Origin of the sequence: Mesorhizobium sp. M0848 (genome assembly GCF_040319805.1) — a bacterium.
Lineage (GTDB): Bacteria > Pseudomonadota > Alphaproteobacteria > Rhizobiales > Rhizobiaceae > Mesorhizobium.
Window position 1 is genome coordinate 1 of sequence record NZ_JAMYOM010000014.1, and the last position, 15195, is coordinate 15195.

Annotated in this window: 15 protein-coding genes and 1 riboswitch; of the genes, 10 read left to right on the top strand and 5 right to left on the bottom strand. The window is 62.9% G+C overall.

All coding sequences use genetic code 11. The features are described from left to right. Positions 1 to 102: 102 nt before the first annotated feature. Complete coding sequence (ppk2, locus tag NKH95_RS17225) at positions 103 to 1011, bottom strand: polyphosphate kinase 2 (RefSeq protein ID WP_023811346.1); 909 nt, start codon at positions 1009 to 1011, stop codon at positions 103 to 105. A 224-nt stretch (positions 1012 to 1235) separates the two neighbouring features. On the opposite strand from ppk2, the gene NKH95_RS17230 reads away from it, so the two are divergent. From NKH95_RS17230 to NKH95_RS17240, 3 genes are all read left to right on the top strand, one after another. Then, a complete protein-coding gene (locus tag NKH95_RS17230) occupies positions 1236 to 2501 on the top strand; it encodes an ATP-binding protein (protein ID WP_352892112.1) in 1266 nt (421 codons plus the stop codon). A 113-nt stretch (positions 2502 to 2614) separates the two neighbouring features. Beyond that, positions 2615 to 3340 carry a phosphate signaling complex protein PhoU gene (gene phoU, locus NKH95_RS17235; RefSeq protein WP_023811344.1) on the top strand — a complete coding sequence of 242 codons (726 nt, stop codon included), beginning with the start codon at positions 2615 to 2617 and terminating at the stop codon, positions 3338 to 3340. 89 nt (positions 3341 to 3429) lie between these two features. Next, positions 3430 to 4440 carry a magnesium and cobalt transport protein CorA gene (locus NKH95_RS17240; RefSeq protein WP_023811343.1) on the top strand — a complete coding sequence of 337 codons (1011 nt, stop codon included), beginning with the start codon at positions 3430 to 3432 and terminating at the stop codon, positions 4438 to 4440. Positions 4441 to 4546: 106 nt separating this feature from the next. Here the strand turns inward: NKH95_RS17240 and NKH95_RS17245 are convergent, their stop codons facing one another. After that, a complete protein-coding gene (locus tag NKH95_RS17245; RefSeq protein WP_023811342.1) occupies positions 4547 to 5065 on the bottom strand; it encodes a GcrA family cell cycle regulator in 519 nt (172 codons plus the stop codon). 358 nt (positions 5066 to 5423) lie between these two features. Between NKH95_RS17245 and NKH95_RS17250 the strand changes: the two genes are divergently transcribed. The 3 genes from NKH95_RS17250 to NKH95_RS17260 all read left to right on the top strand — a co-directional run bounded on the left by NKH95_RS17250 (position 5424) and on the right by NKH95_RS17260 (position 8662). Continuing rightward, a complete protein-coding gene (locus tag NKH95_RS17250; protein WP_023811341.1) occupies positions 5424 to 6623 on the top strand; it encodes an aspartate aminotransferase family protein in 1200 nt (399 codons plus the stop codon). A gap of 17 nt (positions 6624 to 6640) precedes the next feature. Then, on the top strand, positions 6641 to 7552 hold the full coding sequence (argF, locus tag NKH95_RS17255; protein WP_352613090.1) for an ornithine carbamoyltransferase: 912 nt from the start codon (positions 6641 to 6643) through the stop codon (positions 7550 to 7552). A gap of 78 nt (positions 7553 to 7630) precedes the next feature. Further along, positions 7631 to 8662, top strand: a complete 1032-nt coding sequence (locus tag NKH95_RS17260; protein WP_352892115.1) for an Hsp33 family molecular chaperone — start codon at positions 7631 to 7633, stop codon at positions 8660 to 8662. A 48-nt stretch (positions 8663 to 8710) separates the two neighbouring features. Here the strand turns inward: NKH95_RS17260 and apaG are convergent, their stop codons facing one another. Continuing rightward, a complete protein-coding gene (gene apaG / locus NKH95_RS17265; protein ID WP_013533640.1) occupies positions 8711 to 9103 on the bottom strand; it encodes a Co2+/Mg2+ efflux facilitator ApaG/CorD in 393 nt (130 codons plus the stop codon). A 25-nt stretch (positions 9104 to 9128) separates the two neighbouring features. Between apaG and NKH95_RS17270 the strand changes: the two genes are divergently transcribed. Together NKH95_RS17270 and NKH95_RS17275 are read left to right on the top strand one after the other, a co-directional pair. Next, positions 9129 to 9332: a hypothetical protein gene (locus NKH95_RS17270; protein ID WP_352554071.1), complete on the top strand. Its 204-nt coding sequence runs from the start codon at positions 9129 to 9131 to the stop codon at positions 9330 to 9332. 121 nt (positions 9333 to 9453) lie between these two features. Next, positions 9454 to 10605 carry a ceramide glucosyltransferase gene (locus NKH95_RS17275; protein ID WP_352892117.1) on the top strand — a complete coding sequence of 384 codons (1152 nt, stop codon included), beginning with the start codon at positions 9454 to 9456 and terminating at the stop codon, positions 10603 to 10605. Positions 10606 to 10610: 5 nt separating this feature from the next. On the opposite strand, the gene NKH95_RS17280 is transcribed toward NKH95_RS17275, so the two are convergent. Then, on the bottom strand, positions 10611 to 11798 hold the full coding sequence (locus NKH95_RS17280) for an O-succinylhomoserine sulfhydrylase (RefSeq protein ID WP_352892118.1): 1188 nt from the start codon (positions 11796 to 11798) through the stop codon (positions 10611 to 10613). Between the two features lie 57 nt (positions 11799 to 11855). Then, positions 11856 to 11933, bottom strand: a riboswitch (SAM riboswitch). A gap of 138 nt (positions 11934 to 12071) precedes the next feature. On the opposite strand from NKH95_RS17280, the gene NKH95_RS17285 reads away from it, so the two are divergent. Together NKH95_RS17285 and NKH95_RS17290 are read left to right on the top strand one after the other, a co-directional pair. Further along, complete coding sequence (locus NKH95_RS17285) at positions 12072 to 13166, top strand: 2'-deoxycytidine 5'-triphosphate deaminase (RefSeq protein WP_352892120.1); 1095 nt, start codon at positions 12072 to 12074, stop codon at positions 13164 to 13166. A 97-nt stretch (positions 13167 to 13263) separates the two neighbouring features. Beyond that, positions 13264 to 14034 (top strand): ABC transporter substrate-binding protein, encoded by a 771-nt coding sequence (locus NKH95_RS17290; protein WP_352774615.1) that lies wholly within the window; start codon positions 13264 to 13266, stop codon positions 14032 to 14034. A gap of 55 nt (positions 14035 to 14089) precedes the next feature. On the opposite strand, the gene araD1 is transcribed toward NKH95_RS17290, so the two are convergent. Further along, complete coding sequence (gene araD1, locus NKH95_RS17295) at positions 14090 to 15082, bottom strand: AraD1 family protein (protein WP_352613082.1); 993 nt, start codon at positions 15080 to 15082, stop codon at positions 14090 to 14092. Between the last annotated feature and the right edge of the window lie 113 nt (positions 15083 to 15195).

The window sequence follows — 15195 nt, forward strand, 5'->3', positions numbered from 1 at the left end:
CCACACCCGGTGGGGGTGTGTCACGCTCGGCCCGGGGCGGGGGGCGTTGCCTAACGAAACCCGCACGGCGCGGGGCGCCCCCCGCGGCGGGGCGCGGAAGCGTCAATCCTGCTTGCCGAGGAATGACGGCCCTTCGCCGATGATCTTCTTGTCTTCCTTGCCGATGATTTCGAGATCGCGCCCCTCATAGGGCAGAGACGACAGGATGCGCCGCATGATCGCCAGCCGCGCGCGCCGCTTGTCATTGGCCCGTACGATGATCCACGGCGCGAATTCCTTGTGGGTGCGCTCGAACATTGTGTCGCGCACCTTGGTGTAGTCGTCCCACTTGGTGATGCCTGCAACGTCGATGGGGGAAAACTTCCAGCTCTTCAGCGGGCTGTAGCGGCGGTCGTGGAAGCGCTCGAGCTGCGTTTCCCGGCCGATGTTCAGCCAGAATTTGAAAAAGTGGATGCCCTCGTTGGAGATCATCCGTTCGAAATGCGGCGTCTCGTCGAGAAACTGCTCGTGCTGCTGCGGGGTGCAGAAACCCATCACCGGCTCGACACCGGCGCGGTTGTACCAGGACCGGTCGAAAGTGACGAATTCGCCTGAAGTCGGGAAGTGGTCGACATAGCGCTGGTAGTACCATTGACCAAGCTCGGTCGGGGTCGGCTTGGTCAGCGCCACGTTGCGTGCCGTGCGCGGATTGAGGTACTGGCGCACCACGAAGATCGTGCCGCCCTTGCCGGCAGCGTCGCGGCCCTCGAACAGCGCCATCACCCGTTTGCCGGTCGACTGCAGCCAGGCCTGCGCCTTGACCAGCTCGATCTGCAGCTTCTCGAGCATCTCGTCATACTCGTCGCTTTTCATCTTCTTGTCGTAGGGATAGCCGCCGGCGGTCAGCTTGTTGTCCTCGACCCAGTCGGGAAGCACGGGATTATCGATGTCGAACTCCCTCTCCTTGCCGCCGATCCTGATCTTCAGCGGCCCCGAAGTTGGCGCGGCGGGACTTTCCTTGGCTTTTTTCATCGAGACGAACCCTTTCCAGCTTCCGGACTCATGCTATGGGGAGCCACTACAGCGCCGCGCGTCCGTTTGGATGCGCAAAGGACGCTGTAGCACTTTTAATTTGCGCATGATCCTTTCCGAAAATCGATTCCCGATTTTCGGGGTCATGCGGCAAGCGATCTGGTGGAAGTTTTCCGCCACCGTGCGACCGGGTGCGAAGACATTGGGGGGCAGGTCACGAGCGAATGGCTGACCTGGACACAGAGCAGAGAGGCGTCACGCAAACCATGGCCGCACGGCTGTGGAATAGCCGCTGGCTGCTTGCGGCCGGTATTGTTGCGGTTCTCGCTGTTTATGCCTTGGCCGGGATTTCAGCCTATGTCGTCCCCGCGGCGCTGCTGTTGCTGCTTGCAGCGGCTATACTGCCGACCGCCGCCGCGCGCCAATCCACCGACAGCGGCGCTGCCATCGAGGCCATCGGCCTGCAGCGGCTCTCGGGTGAATATCTGGCCGCCGCCGTCGCCGATCCGCTGATCATCTTCGACCGGGCTGCCACCATCGTGCATGCCAACGCCGCCGCCTTCGCCGCTTTCGGTGGCATCGCGCCAGGCATGTCGCTGTCGCTGAAATTCCGGGCACCGGAGATGCAGACCCTGCTGGATGGCGTACTATCTGGTGATATCGCCTCCGATGTCGTCGACTACATGGAGAAGCTGCCGGTCGAACGTGCCTACCGGGTGAGTGTGTCCTCGGTCGGTCACGCCACCGATCTCTATGTGCTGGTGTTCAAGGACCAGAGCGAAACGCGCAGGATCGACCGCATGCGCGCCGATTTCATTGCCAATGCCAGCCATGAACTGCGCACGCCGCTCGCCTCAATCGCCGGCTTTATCGAAACGCTGCGCGGGCCAGCCCGCAACGACGCGGCGGCGCGCGACCAGTTTCTGCAGATCATGCAGAGCCAGACCGGTCGCATGGCGCGTCTGATCGACGATTTGTTGTCGCTGTCGCGGCTCGAGATGAAACCCTATCTGAAGCCGGGAACCGAGGTGGACCTGCGCCAGACAGTCGACAGCGTCATCGATTCGCTCGGACCGCTGGCCAGCGAAAACGCCGTTGCCATCGAGCGGCACTACGCCGATGGGCCGCTTCATGTGCCTGGCGATCGAGATGAGCTTTTCCAGGTTTTCGAGAACCTCCTGGAAAACGCCTGCAAATACGGGCAGTCTGGTGGGCGCGTGGTTGTATCCATAGCGCATGGCGATGCCGGATCAGAGCCGGGCATCGACGTGACGATCAGGGACTTTGGCCCCGGCATTCCCGAGGAGCACATTCCGCGCATTACCGAGCGCTTCTACCGCGTCGACGTCGAGACCAGCCGGACCCAGAAAGGCACCGGCCTCGGCCTGTCGATCGTCAAGCATATACTGACGCGCCACAACGCCCGGCTTTCGATCAAGTCCGAAGTCGGCAACGGCGCGGCATTCTCGGTTCATTTGCCGACGCACTGATATCGCCCTAATTCAAGGGGACTGTTTCTTTTTTCTGTCATCCGGCTAGCGTATCAGCGGGGATTCGAGGAAACGACTCAAAATCAAAACATCCCGTGGGAAGGCATTTTGCCATGCAGTCCGTGCACATCGTCAGCGCCTATGACGAGGAGTTGAAATATCTGTCGAAGCGCATCGCCGCGATGGGCGGCCATGCCGAGCGCATGGTCGAACAGGCGGTCGCCGCTCTCGTCAATGCCGACCCAGGCCTTGCCCAGAAGGTCGTCCGCGACGATACCGTACTGGACGAGGGCCAGCGCGAAATCGACGACAAGGCGATCATCATCATTGCCAAGCGTCAGCCGATGGCGGGGGATTTGCGCGAGATCGTCGGGACCATTCGCATCTCCGCCGACCTCGAACGGGTTGGCGATCTCGCCAAGAACGTTGCCAAGCGGGTGGTCGCCGTCACCGACGGACGCCAGCCAACCAGCCTGTTCCGCGGCCTCGAGGCTCTGTCCAACCTGGCGTTGACCCAGCTCAAGGAAGTGCTCGACGTCTACGCGTCTCGCTCGGTGGAGAAAATCGGCTTCGTGCGCGATCGTGACGACCAGATCGACGCCATGTACACATCGCTGTTTCGCGAATTGCTGACCTACATGATGGAAGATCCGCGCAACATCACGCCCTGCACGCATCTGCTGTTTTGCGCCAAGAACATCGAGCGTATCGGTGATCACGCCACCAACATAGCCGAGACCATCTACTACATCGTCACCGGCGATCAGTTGCCGGCTGAGCGGCCCAAGGGCGACAAGACCGACAAAATCAGCCTTTCCGGGACGCAGCCGCTGAAGTGAACGCGCCTCTCGAACCGTAATCCGATTTACGCTAAGCTTTCCGGGCTTTGCCTCTATCCTCGTCCGTGGATTTGCTCCGGGAGGTCGTGATGGAAAATGTTCGGAACCTGACCCCGGCGCCTGGGCCGACATCCGGCATTATCGCTTGCGGCGTCTACACGGCCGGGCGCCGCATCGCCGACATTCCCATCGAGGAAGCCGGCGAATGGGCAAAGAAATCCGGTCATGTCGTCTGGATCGGCCTATTGGAGCCCGACCGTAACCTGTTGCTGCGCGTCCAGGCGCAATTTCACCTGCATGAGCTGGCAATCGAGGATGCCGAGCACCCGCACCAGCGGCCGAAGATCGAGCAATATGGCGACGCCTTGTTCATCGTCGCTCGCACCGCGCAGCTGATCGACGGTCGGGTCACCTTCGGCGAGACCCATTTGTTTGTTGGCTCAGGCTACATCGTCAGCGTCAGGCACGGTCCTTCGACGTCCTATGCCGCCGTTCGGCAGCACTGGGAAAGCTGCCCGCACTCGCTGGCCAAGGGTGAGGATTTCGTCCTTTACGCCATTCTCGATTTCATCGTCGACAATTACATGCCGGTGCTCGAGCAGATCGAGGACGAGGTCGAGGCGATCGAGGACAAGGTTCTGCTGAAGCCGATGACCGCTCCCGACATCGAACGGCTCTATATGCTGCGCCGCGATCTCCTACGCCTGCGCAATGCCGCGCTTCCGCTGGTCGAAGTCTGCCGACGGCTGACCAGCGCCGAGCTGCCGCAGATACACACCGCCATGCATCCGCTGTTCCGCGACGTCACCGATCACATCCGCACCGTCCAGGAGAAGATCGACAGTCTGCGCGAGGTGCTGGCGTTCGCTTTCGAGGCGAGCTTGCTGGTCGGCCAGAGTCAGGAAACCGCGAACACCAAGAAGCTCGCCTCCTGGGCCGCAATCCTGGCGGTGCCGACGGCGCTCGCCGGCATCTACGGCATGAACTTCAGCGACATGCCGGAACTGAAGATGGAATACGGCTATCCGGTGGTGCTGGGCGCTATCGTGCTGATCTGCACGTTTCTCTACTGGCGGTTCAGGAAGAACGGGTGGCTGTGAGGGTAGGCAGTAGGCAGTAGGCAGTAGGCAGTAGGCAGTAGGCAGTAGGGCAAGAAATTCAGAGCATATTGCCCCTACTGCCTACTGCCTACTGCCCAATCCCTAACTATCGGCTCCGCCGCCGCTCCGATGCCGGCTGGAATGCCACGCGGGCGTGGTACTTGCAGTACGGACCGGTTTCGGCGGCATCGTTGCCGCAGAAATGGAAGTCCTCTGAAAGCGGATCGCCGTTCGGCCATTTGCAGGTCCGCTCGGTCAGCTCGACCAGCTGCAGATGCCGCGAGATCGGCAGCACGACATTCTCAACCGGACGGATATAATGGCGCGCCACCGGTTCGGCGTCGAACTGTGTCTGCAAGGCCGTCGCGCCGATCGATGTCGTGACATGGCGTGCCGTGGTTGCAGCGCGTGATACCGATTTCTGGACGGTCGATCCTTGTGCCGCCTTTTTCTGGCGTGCCGGCGTGGCGGTCGAGCGACCGCGGCCCGAGAGTTTCAGCCGATGCACCTTCCCGATGACCGCATTGCGGCTGACCCCTCCAAGCTGCGCAGCAATCTGGCTTGCGCTCAGACCCTCCGACCACAGTTTTCTCAAGAGTTCTACCCGCTCGTCAGTCCAGTTCATGAGACCGCGCTCCTCTAAGCGTGCGGCAATCGGAATCCTTCTCCCGACCCGGCAACATTTGCCGGGGCAGACACCACATATATCTGGTGATTAGGTCCGCCGCACGAAATCTAGTTATTTCTCGACTACAACTACTCTATGCGCTGACTCGGTGACAAGAGTCCCAAGTGCAACACGAATCGGTTTTTTCGGTTTTCCCCAACTTGCCCGGTCGCTTATGAGCCGGCGTCCCGTCAGGGGGCTTGCCGCGCGCCACTACGCGACGTTTTCGTTGACTTCATGGCCGAAAAACGGGATAAGCCGCACAGGCCGCCGCTTTGGCGGCTTTTTTGATTTTCCGGTACCGGAGACGCATATAATGAGCGGTTCGGCGCTTTACGAGACCTTTGCTCGCGCACCCCTGGCCTTCGACCACGGGGAAGGCACATGGCTGATTACCGACAAGGGCGAGCGATATCTCGACTTTGCCGGCGGCATCGCCGTCAATTCGCTGGGCCACAGCCATCCGCATCTGGTCGCCGCACTCACCGAGCAGGCAGCCAAGCTGTGGCATGTCTCCAACCTCTACGAGATCCCCGGGCAGAGCCGGCTTGGCGAGCGGCTGGCCGACGCCACCTTCGCCGACAAGGTGTTCTTCACCAATTCCGGCGCCGAGGCGCTGGAATGCGCGATCAAGACGGCGCGCCGCTGCCAGTTCGTCAACGGACACCCCGAGCGCTTCCGCGTCATCACCTTCGAAGGTGCCTTCCATGGCCGCACGCTGGCGACCATCGCGGCCGGCGGCCAGTACAAATATCTCGAGGGCTTCGGCCCCAAGGTCGAAGGTTTCGATCAGGTCAGTTTCGACGACATCGACGCCGCCGAAAAGGCGATCACGCCGGAGACGGCCGCCATCCTGATCGAGCCGGTGCAGGGCGAGGGCGGTATCCGTCCGGTGCCGACGCAATCGCTGAAGCGGCTCAGGCAATTGTGCGAACAGCACGGCCTGCTGTTGATCTTCGACGAGGTCCAGTGCGGCATCGGCCGCACCGGCAAGCTGTTTGCGCATGAATGGTCAGGTGTAACGCCAGACATCATGGCGATCGCCAAGGGCATTGGCGGCGGCTTCCCGATGGGTGCCTGCCTTGCCACGGATGAAGCGGCCGTCGGCATGACCGCTGGCGTGCATGGCACCACGTTCGGCGGCAACCCGCTGGCCATGGCAGTCGGCAACGCCGTGCTCGACGTCGTGCTGGAAGACGGCTTCCTCGAAGATGTCCAACGCAAGGCGCTGCTCATGAAGCAGGGGCTGGCGTCGGTCGCCGACGAGTTTCCCGAAATCATCGAGGACATCAGGGGTGCCGGGCTGATGCTCGGCCTCAAATGCGCCATGCCCAACACCAAGGTGAACATGGCCTTGCGCGACCAGCACCTGCTGGCGGTTCCGGCCGGCGACAACGTCATTCGCCTGTTGCCGCCGCTCACCGTCACCGACGCCGAGATCCATGACGCGCTCAACCGCATTCGCGCCGGCGCCAAGGGCCTGGCGGAGGCGATCGCTTCCGCCGCGGCGAAGTAATCCCGGAACCATTGCTGATGTCAGTTCGCCATTTCACCGATCTTTCCGCCGTTTCCGAAGGCGATTTGCGCTTCATGCTGGACGATGCGGTGGTGCGAAAGGCGCGCCTCAAGGCCGGCGAGCGCACCAAACCGCTCGAAGGCAAGGTGCTGGCGATGATCTTCGACAAGCCGTCGACGCGCACACGCGTCTCCTTCGACGTCGGCATGCGGCAGCTCGGCGGCGAGACCATCATGCTGACCGGCACCGAGATGCAGCTCGGCCGTTCCGAGACCATCGCCGACACCGCCAAGGTGCTGTCGCGCTATGTCGATGCGATCATGATCCGCACCACCTCGCATGAGCGACTGCTGGAGCTGACCGAGAACGCCACCGTGCCAGTGATCAACGGACTGACCGACGACACCCATCCCTGCCAGCTGATGGCCGATATCATGACCTTCGAGGAGCATCGCGGTCCGGTCGCCGGCAAGACCATCGCCTGGACCGGCGACGGCAACAATGTGCTGCATTCGCTGATCGAGGCCTCGGCGCGATTCCGCTTCAACCTCAACGTCGCCGTGCCCGAAGGCAGCGAGCCGGCGCAGAAGCACATCGACTGGTCGCAGGCGCACGGCGGCAAGCTGCACTTCACCCGCTCGCCCGAGGAGGCCGTCGACCAGGCCGACTGCATCGTCACCGATTGCTGGGTGTCGATGGGCCAGGAGCATCGCGCCCGCGGCCACAATGTGTTCTCGCCCTATCAGGTCAATGCCAAGCTGATGGCGAAGGCCAAGCCGGACGCGCTGTTCATGCACTGCCTGCCGGCGCATCGCGGCGAGGAAGTGACAGACGAGATCATCGACGGACCGCATTCGGTGGTCTTCGACGAGGCCGAGAACCGGCTCCATGCCCAGAAGGCCGTGCTCGCCTGGTGCCTCGGCGCTTGATCTCCGGAGGTGTGATGCCTATCTGCGGGCCATCACGCAAAAACAGCGCGTTTCGACGCATGCGCCCCGGAGGGCGGCATGGCCGCGCCCCGGAGCTTTGTCATGTTGGAAACCTATCAAGTGACTGAACATCACCCCAAACTCGGCGAATTCGGCTATGCCGGCGACGATCATGTCGTGCCGTTCGAGGTCGGCCCGCTCGATGTGCGGGGCCGCACCGTCCAACTCGGGCCGATGCTGGACGCCATCCTCAGCCGCCACGATTATCCCGAGCCGGTCGCCCGCCTGCTGGCGGAGGCCTGTGTGCTGACCGTGCTGCTCGGCACTTCGCTGAAGTTCCAGGGCAAATTCATCCTGCAGACCCGCACCGACGGGCCTGTCGACATGCTGGTCGCCGATTTTTCCACGCCCTCGGCATTGCGCGCCTATGCGCGTTTCGATGCCGACCGGCTGAAAGCGCTGGTCGCGGCCGGCGAAACCTCGCAGCAGACGCTGCTCGGCAGCGGCGTGCTGGCGCTGACCATCGACCAGGGCGCTCACACGCAGCGCTATCAGGGCATCGTCCAGCTCGACGGCGAGACGCTGGAGGATGCTGCGCGCACCTATTTTCGCCAGTCGGAGCAGATCCCGACGGATCTCAGGCTGTCGGTGGCCAAGCTTTTGACGCCCGGTCCTGGCGGTGCCCGCGAGCAGTGGCGCGCCGGTGGTATCCTGGCGCAGTTCCTGCCGCAGTCGCCCGAGCGCATGCGCGTCCCGGACCTGCCGGGTGGCGATGGCGATCCGCGCGAGGAGGTCCACGACCCGGTCGACAATTCCTGGCAGGAGTTGCTGGCGCTGCTCGGTACGATCGAGCCGACCGAACTGATCGACCCGACGATCGGCGCCGAGCGGCTGCTCTACAGGCTGTTCCACGAGCATGGCGTGCGCGTCTTCGGCGGCGTTCCGGTCGCCGACCAGTGCTCGTGCTCCAGGGACAAGATCCGCGGCATCCTCGAGGGTTTTTCCGCGCAGGAGATCAAGGACAGTACAGAGGACGGCGGCATCCACGTCGCCTGCGAATTCTGCTCGAAGCAATATGATTTCGATCCGGCGGAATTTGCGGCCCAGTAGAGAAAAAAACCACGCCTCACCGGCCGCTCCGCGGCCGGTGAGGCGAAATCAATTCACCGTCCGCCGCGTCCCCGGCAGATCCAGCGAAAACGCCGGAATGGCGATGTCGAACGTCTCGCCCCGCTTGTTGCGCATCGTGTAGTGCCCGACCATGATGCCGGATGGTGTCGAGAGCGGGCAACCGGACGTGTACTGGTAGCTGTCGCCGGGATTGAGTTCGGGCTGGTCGCCGACCACGCCGGGGCCACGCACTTCCTCGACCCGGCCGGTGCCGTCGGTGATGTGCCAATAGCGCGACAGAAGCTGCACGAAATCGTCCGACTGATTGTCGATCGTTATCTGATAGCCCCAGACATAGCGGTTCTCCGAGGGATCCGAACGGTCCTCCAGATAGAACGGCCTGACCTGCACTTCGATGTTGCGCGTGACGGCGCTATACATAAGCGGCTCCAAAACAATCTAGAGCATGATCCTGAAAAGTGGGAACCGGTTTTCAGAAAAGATCATGCTCAAAGAAACAGAGATAGAGCCCCATCCCGGTTCAATCGGGATGGAACAGGCTCTAGGTCGAACTTTCGGCGCTCCACGCGGGCTGGTCAACGGTGCGCGTCCTGTCATTGCGGACGGAACCGCAGGTGGCGGCAAAGAATGTCATTTAAGTGACACATGACAATGATGGTGTGCGCCGACCAGTGCCGCACGACTCGGGCGCTCTGTCAAATTGTTGAATCGGTCGTCATGCCAGCCAGATTGTTCTGACGGACCGGTTTTCCTGGAGTGACCGGATCTCGATGGAACTCACTCTCATAGCCGCCACGCTTTCAACTGCCCTCATCCTCTCAAATCTCGCCAGCATCGTGCTCGCCGCTTCGCGTCTGAAACGGCGCCGCGCCATTGCCGCGCCGGCCGGCAAGCCACGGCCGGTGTCGATCGTCGTGCCGTCGCGCGGCGTCGAGCCGTTCACGCAGGAGACGCTGGAGCGCGCCTTCTCGCTCGACTGGCCGCGCTACGAGTTGATTTTCTGCGTCGCCCATGCCGACGATCCGGTGGTCAAATTGATAAACAGGACGATCGTCCGGTTTTCGAAAGTGCCGGCCCGGCTGCTTGTCGGCGACGACCGCATCAGCGCCAATCCGAAACTCAATAATTGCGTCAAGGGCTGGGAGGCGGCGCGGCACGACTGGGTCGTCCTGGCCGATTCCAACGTGCTGATGCCGAGGGACTACGTCCAGCATCTGATGGCTGCCTGGCGGCCCGGCACCGGCCTTGTCTGCTCGACGCCGATTGGCTCGCGGCCGGCCGGCTTCTGGGCCGAGGTCGAATGCGCTTTCCTCAACACGCTGCAGGCGCGCTGGCAATATGCCGGCGAGGCGCTCGGCCTGGGCTTTGCCCAGGGCAAGAGCATGCTCTGGAACAAGCCGATGCTCGACGCCAATGGCGGCATCCGCGCGCTGGCCGCCGAGATCGCGGAGGATGCCGCCGCGACCAAGCTGGTGAACAGTCTCGGCCTGCGCGTCAATCTCGTCGCCGCCCCCTTCGAGCAGCCGCTTGGCCGGCGCTCTTTTGACGAGATCTGGTCGCGTCAGGCCCGTTGGGCGCGCCTGCGCCGCGTCACTTTCCCTCTGTTCTTCGCACCCGAAATCCTGACCGGCGCCGTGGTGCCGCTGGTGCTTGCGCTGATTGCCGCGGCCAGTGCCGGCTTCAGCCTCTGGGCAACCGCCCTTGCAGTGCTGGTAGCCTTCTACCTTCCCGAGTGCGCGCTGGCCTGGTCCAAGGGCTGGTACCTGTCGCCACGCATGGTCACGGCGATCATGGCGCGCGACCTGATCCTTCCGGCGATGTGGGGGCGCGGCTGGCTCGGCGGCGCCGTCGACTGGCGCGGCAATGCGATGACCATCGGCACCAAGACGGCCGAGCTGGAGGAGACGCCGTCCGGCGCCTGAAGGCCCTACCTGGCCTTCAGCGCCTGCGCGATGTCCTCAAGCAGATCGTCGGTGTCTTCCAGCCCGACCGACAGCCGGAGCGTGCCCGGCCCGATGCCGAGCTCGGCGCGCGCCTCGTCGCTCAGATTCTTGTGCGTCGTCGTCGCCGGGTGGGTGATCAGACTCTTGGCATCGCCGAGATTGTTGGAGATCAAGACGATGTCGAGCGCGTTCTGCAGGGCGAAGGCCGCTTGCTTGCCGCCCTTGACGTCGAGGCAGATCAGCGTCGAGCCGCCCGACATCTGCTTCTTGACGATATCAGCCTGCGGATGGTCGGCGCGCCCGGGATAGATGACGCGGGCGATTTCCGGCCGTTCGGCCAGGAAATCCGCGATCCTGCCCGCGCTTTCCGTCTGCTGGCGCACGCGCAGCGGCAGCGTTTCCAGGCCTTTCAGCAGCGTCCAGGCGTTGAACGGCGACAGGCTTGGGCCGGTATGGCGGAAATAGTCGTGCAGGTTCTCGTCGATCCACTTCTTGTCCGACAGGATGACGCCGCCGAGACAGCGCCCTTGGCCGTCTATGTGCTTGGTCGCCGAATAGACGACGATATGGGCGCCGAGCTGCAAGGGCTTTTGCTGCAAGGGCGTGGCGAAGACATTGTCGACGATCAGCCTTGCGCCGATCGAATTGGCGAGCGAAGCGACGGCGGCGATATCGACCACTTCCAATGTCGGATTGGTCGGGCTTTCCAGGAAGAACAGTTTGGTGTTCGGCTTGACCGCCTTTTCCCAATTGGCGATATTGGTGCCGTCGACCAGCGTCGCTTCGATGCCGTATCTCGGCGCCAGCGTCTCGACCACCCAGCGGCAGGAGCCGAACAGCGCACGCGCCGCCACGATATGGTCGCCGGCCTTGGCGCTGCACAGAAGGGCGGCCGTCACCGCGGCCATGCCGGAGGCGGTGGCGCGGGCGTCTTCGGCGCCTTCCAGCGCGCACATGCGCTTCTCGAACATGTCGACGGTCGGATTGGCGTAGCGCGAATAGATGAAGCCTGGCTCCTCGCCCTTGAAACGGGCTTCGGCGGCCTGTGCCGTTTCGTAGACATAGCCCTGGGTCAGGTAAATCGCTTCCGACGTTTCGCCGAAACCGGAACGCAGCGTTCCGCTGTGCACGAGTGCCGTCTGAGGCTTCCAGTTGTGCTTCTTGGTGCTCATCGCTTTTCTTCCAGACACAAAAAAACCGGCCGCGAAAGTCGCAACCGGTCCATACGGCCTTGCGGCCCGACGGTCCTTTAGCGACTTGTTTAACGTGGCTGCAAGCCGACCGGCCAAATCACCACGGGATAACGACCCTTTAGACCCGCGCCACGCTTGCGTCAATTGCCGGCTTCATTAAGAGGTTTGTACCAAGCAGGTTCCGCAAAAGTGTTCCACGGTTTTGCGACCAGAACCTGCGACAAGAAAAACGTCTGACCTAGGAGTGGAGCCTTGCGGCAGACAGGCATTCTTCCCGATCAGGACATATCGGCGCTGTTCCAGTTCGGCGCGCTGAAGTCGGCGCGTGCGCTCGACGCCGACCAGATCCAGCCGGCCAGCCTTGATCTCAGGCTCGGCGACAAGGCCTGGCGGGTGCGGGCCTCCTTCCTGCCCGGCCCCAACCACAAGGTCTCGGAAAAGCTCGACCGGCTGCAGCTGCACGAGATCAATCTTGCCGAGGGCGCGGTGCTGGAGACCGGCTGCGTCTATATCGTGCCCTTGCTTGAAAGCCTGGCGCTGCCGGCGGACATTTCGGCCTCGGCCAATCCGAAGAGCTCGACCGGGCGGCTCGACATCTTCACCCGTGTCATGACCGATCGCGGCCACGAGTTTGACAAGATCGCCGCCGGCTATCATGGCCCGCTCTTTCTGGAAGTCAGCCCGCGCACCTTCCCGATCGTGGTCCGCACCGGCTCGCGCCTGTCGCAGATCCGCTTCCGCACCGGCAATGCGCTGCTCTCGGAAGCCGAGCTGCACGAGCTGCATCGCGCGCAGACGCTGGTCGCCACCGAGCCGCCGAACATTTCCGGCGGCGGCATCGCGCTGTCGATCGACCTCAACGGCGATCAGAACGGTCTGGTCGGCTACCGCGGCAAGCATCACACCGGCCTCGTCGATGTCGACAAGCGCGGGGCCCAGGAAGTCGTCGACTTCTGGGAGCCGATCCACAAGAGCGGCGCCGGCGAACTGGTGCTCGACCCCGACGAGTTCTACATCCTCGTCAGCCAGGAGGCGGTGCATGTGCCGCCGCTCTACGCCGCCGAGATGACGCCCTTCGATCCGCTGGTCGGCGAGTTCCGCGTCCACTATGCCGGCTTCTTCGATCCGGGCTTTGGCCATTCCGCGTCTGGCGGCACGGGCAGCCGGGCGGTGCTGGAAGTGCGCAGCCACGAAGTGCCGTTCATTCTCGACCATGGCCAGATCGTCGGCCGGCTGGTCTACGAGCACATGCTGAAGCGGCCGCAGGCGCTCTACGGCACCGATCTCGGCTCCAACTATCAGGCGCAGGGCCTGAAGCTGTCCAAGCATTTCCGCGCCGCGCGCTGAGCGCCGCCGTCAGGCAAAATACTTGCCTGTACCGGCTCGCCATGCTTGGCTGCCTTGTTGGTAGTCAAGATGCCGGCGTTCAAGGGGAACCAAGAAAATGCAGATTTCGAAATGGATCATATCGGTGGCAGGCGCTGCCATACTGGTGATGGCGGCCGGCTCGCTTTCGCAGGCGCAGGAGAAAATCAAGATCGGCACCGAGGGCGCCTATCCGCCGTTCAACACCATTACCGCTGACGGCAAGGTCGAAGGCTTCGACATCGACATCGCCAATGCGCTGTGCGCGCAGATGAAGGTCGAATGCGAGATCGTCACGCAGGACTGGGACGGCATCATTCCCGCTTTGCAGGCGAAGAAATTCGACGCCATCATCGCCTCGATGAGCATCACCGAGGAGCGCAAGAAGCAGGTCGCCTTCACCAACAAATATTATACGACACCGCTCGCCCTGGTGGCGCCGAAGGACAGCGACCTGACCTCGACCGAACCGGCGGCCCTTGCCGGCAAGACGGTCGGCGCCCAGGCTTCGACCACGCAGGCCGACTATGCCCAGAATGAATATGGCAAGGCGGGCGCGGAGGCCAAACTCTATCCGACCCAGGAAGAGGCGATCACCGACTTGACCAACGGCCGCCTTGACGCCGTGATCTCGGACAAGTTCGTGCTGATGGACTGGCTGAAGAAGGCAAGCGACGGCTGCTGCAAGCTGGTCGGCGACGTCAAGGGCACCGAAACGCAAGCCGGCATTGCCGTGCGCCTCGACGACACGGCCCTGCGCGACAAGCTCAACGCGGCCATCGACGCGATCGTCGCCGACGGCACCTACAAGAAGATTCAGGCCAAGTATTTCGACTTCGATATTTATTGAAACGTCGAAGAGCGTCTCTTCCTTCTCCCACAAGGGGAGAAGGGAGGGTGCTACCTCAAAGCGCCTTCACAGCCACCTTCACGGGCAGCTCGATCTCCAGCGGGTTGCGCAGCGGCAGGCCGAAGTCCCCAGCCTCGATCTCGAACACATCGCCGGCCTCGGTCTTGATGCCGTCGGCGAAGGACAGCGTCGCCGTACCGAACATATGCACATGCACGTCGCCCGGCTGGCGGAAGGCCGCGTATTTGAAATGGTGATGTTCGAGATTGGCGATGGTGTGCGACATGTTCGCTTCACCGGACAGGAACGGCTTTTCCCACAGCACCTCGCTGTCGCGCACGATGCGCGAGGTGCCGCGGATATCGGGCGGCAGGTCGCCGATCAGGATTTCCGGACCGAACGAGGCGTTGCGCAGCTTGGAATGGGCGAGGAACAGATAGTTCACGCGCTCGGTGACGTGGTCGGAAAACTCGTTCGACAGCGTGAAGCCGACGCGGAAAGGTGCGCCGTCGTCGCCGATGACATAGATGCCGGCCACCTCGGGCTCTTCGCCGGCGTCCTTGGCAAAGGCCGGTGACAGGAGTGCGGCACCTGGCGCCACCGCCATCGTGCCGTTGCCTTTGTAAAACCATTCCGGCTGCACGCCGATCTGGCCGTTCGCGGGCTTGCCGCCCTCCAGCCCCATGCGGAACATCTTCATGGAATCGGTGAGCTGCTCCTCGCCGTCGGCGCTCAGCTTCTTGTGCATGGAATCGCGCGTCGCCGCCGAGCCGAGATGCGTCAGCCCGGTGCCCGTCAGGTGCAGATGCGCCGGATCGGGGTGGTTGATCGGCGACAGCAGCCGCCCCTTCTTGTAAGCGGCCTCGAGATCGACCGTCTCGCCAAGTCCTTTGCGTTCGATCAGCGCGACGAGGCCGACGCCGGTGCGGGCGGCCTCCATCGCCAGCGAATAGACGCTGCGGGCGCCATTGATGATCCGGGTCTTGCCGCTATTGCGGGCAACGACGCGGATGGTCTCGGCGTCGTCAAGGATCTGGGAGATCAGCATGATGAATCCTCTCTCATTTGCCTTGGCAGGGCTGCCAAAACGGCAGACCTTGCTCGGCGCGGCCGGACCTCGTCCATGCCACGGTTTAAATTCTCAGTTCGGATTGCGCTCGC

Bases quoted from the DNA above. Each gene is read 5' to 3' on its own strand.
- NKH95_RS17275 (WP_352892117.1), top strand. From the start codon at position 9,454: ATGGAACTCACTCTCATAGCCGCCACGCTTTCAACTGCCCTCATCCTC.
- NKH95_RS17260 (WP_352892115.1), top strand. From the start codon at position 7,631: ATGGCCGCGCCCCGGAGCTTTGTCATGTTGGAAACCTATCAAGTGACT.
- ppk2 (WP_023811346.1), bottom strand. From the start codon at position 1,011: ATGAAAAAAGCCAAGGAAAGTCCCGCCGCGCCAACTTCGGGGCCGCTG.
- argF (WP_352613090.1), top strand. From the start codon at position 6,641: ATGTCAGTTCGCCATTTCACCGATCTTTCCGCCGTTTCCGAAGGCGAT.
- NKH95_RS17245 (WP_023811342.1), bottom strand. From the start codon at position 5,065: ATGAACTGGACTGACGAGCGGGTAGAACTCTTGAGAAAACTGTGGTCG.
- NKH95_RS17290 (WP_352774615.1), top strand. From the start codon at position 13,264: ATGCAGATTTCGAAATGGATCATATCGGTGGCAGGCGCTGCCATACTG.
- apaG (WP_013533640.1), bottom strand. From the start codon at position 9,103: ATGTATAGCGCCGTCACGCGCAACATCGAAGTGCAGGTCAGGCCGTTC.
- NKH95_RS17230 (WP_352892112.1), top strand. From the start codon at position 1,236: ATGGCTGACCTGGACACAGAGCAGAGAGGCGTCACGCAAACCATGGCC.
- phoU (WP_023811344.1), top strand. From the start codon at position 2,615: ATGCAGTCCGTGCACATCGTCAGCGCCTATGACGAGGAGTTGAAATAT.
- araD1 (WP_352613082.1), bottom strand. From the start codon at position 15,082: ATGCTGATCTCCCAGATCCTTGACGACGCCGAGACCATCCGCGTCGTT.
- NKH95_RS17240 (WP_023811343.1), top strand. From the start codon at position 3,430: ATGGAAAATGTTCGGAACCTGACCCCGGCGCCTGGGCCGACATCCGGC.
- NKH95_RS17280 (WP_352892118.1), bottom strand. From the start codon at position 11,798: ATGAGCACCAAGAAGCACAACTGGAAGCCTCAGACGGCACTCGTGCAC.
- NKH95_RS17250 (WP_023811341.1), top strand. From the start codon at position 5,424: ATGAGCGGTTCGGCGCTTTACGAGACCTTTGCTCGCGCACCCCTGGCC.
- NKH95_RS17270 (WP_352554071.1), top strand. From the start codon at position 9,129: ATGATCCTGAAAAGTGGGAACCGGTTTTCAGAAAAGATCATGCTCAAA.